This is a genomic window from Streptomyces sp. SID9727 (assembly GCF_010550605.1).
Taxonomy (GTDB): Bacteria; Actinomycetota; Actinomycetes; order Streptomycetales; family Streptomycetaceae; genus Streptomyces.
The window spans coordinates 1-1,417 of sequence record NZ_JAAGNI010000048.1 but is presented as its reverse complement, the minus strand read 5'-3'; the positions used below and the strand labels follow the sequence as shown (position 1 = coordinate 1,417).

Below are 1,417 nucleotides of genomic sequence, written 5' to 3'. Positions count from 1 at the left end.
CCCGGGCCTGGGCGCGCAGCAGGTCCACGGCCAGCTCGCCCGCGTGGCCGTAGCGGGACAGCTGCGCGGTCCACGGGCGGACCTCGGGCCCGAGCCGCCCCCCGGCGACGTCCGCGAGCCGCGCCGGGACCGCCCGCATCCCGCTGAACGCCTTCCGCAGCCGGTCCGCCGCCGCGTCGAACGCCTTGCCGTCGCCGTCCGCGTACGCCGTGCGGAACGCGGCGATCAACGGCCGCAGATAGGCGGACTCGGGGGAGCCGAGCACGGAGCCCGCGCTGTTGCCCGCGAGCGCCCGCAGCGCGTCGGCGCCCCGGCCGTCGCCGCCCGCGAGGTCGTCGATCGCGGCCTCCCAGGACCCGGCCGGGTCGTAGCCCCTCGGGTTCCACGCGAAGTCGGCGGCCGTGAAGAGCGGGATGCGGGAGGCGGCGGGCTGCTCCATCGCGTTGGCGAGCAGCGCCGCCGAACCGGACGCCACCGCCGGGTCCCGGCCGGTGTACGGGCCCAGGAAGATCCGGTCCTGCGCGTAGTCGTTGACCGGGTAGTTGTCCATGGTCACCAGCGGGTGCCGGAACGCGGCACCCGCCTCGGCCAGTTCACCGCCGGTGATGGTCCTCGGTACGACTCCGACGCCCGTCCAGGCGACCTCGATCCCGTCCGCCAGCTCCCGGGCGAGCGCCGTGCGGTACGCGGTCGCGCCGTCCTGGTAGTACTCCGTCGGCATCACCGACAGCGGCAGGGCGTCCGGATGGCGCTCCGCCAGGTGGCGGGCCACGCCGTTCACGACGCGGGCCTGCGCCCGGGCCGCCGCCCCGGGGCCGCTGCCGAAGGCGTCCGCGTCGGCCGCGCAGTGCCACTCGCTGTAGCTGACGTCCTGGAACTGCACCTGGAAGGCCCGCGCTCCCAGGTCCCACATCGCGTCGATCTTGCGGTTCAGTGCCTTGAGGTCGCGGTCCGACGAGAGGCACATGGACTGACCCGGCGCCACCGCCCAGCCCAGCGTCACGTGCTCGGCCGCGGCCCGCTCGGCCAGCGCCCGCCAGCCGGCCTTCCGCGCCGCCGGGTACGGGTCGCGCCAGCGGGCCTGGCGGTACGGGTCGTCGCCCGCCGCGTACAGGTAGCGGTTCTGCTTGGTGCGCCCCAGGAAGCCGAGCTGCGCGAGCCGTTCCTCCTGGCTCCACGGCTGCCCGTAGAACCCCTCGGTCAGCCCGCGTACGGCGGTGGCCGGCCAGTCCCGGACGGTGACCCCGGCGATCCTCCCGCCCCGGACCAGCTGGCGCAGCGTCTGCACCGCGTGGAACAGCCCGTCCTCGCCGACGCCCTCCAGGGCCACGGTGTCGCGTTTCGCGACCCGCCCGGCCGCCAGCCGGTAACCGCCCGCCGGCAGGTCCGCGCGGGCCGGGGCGCCCAGGGTGCGGAG

The 1,417-nt window shown here is 76.4% G+C and carries 1 protein-coding gene; it reads right to left on the bottom strand.

What is annotated here, in order from left to right:
• Window positions 1–1,417 (bottom strand): beta-N-acetylglucosaminidase domain-containing protein (locus G3I41_RS02770; RefSeq protein ID WP_203600084.1); only part of this gene is annotated, 1,417 nt, incomplete at both ends.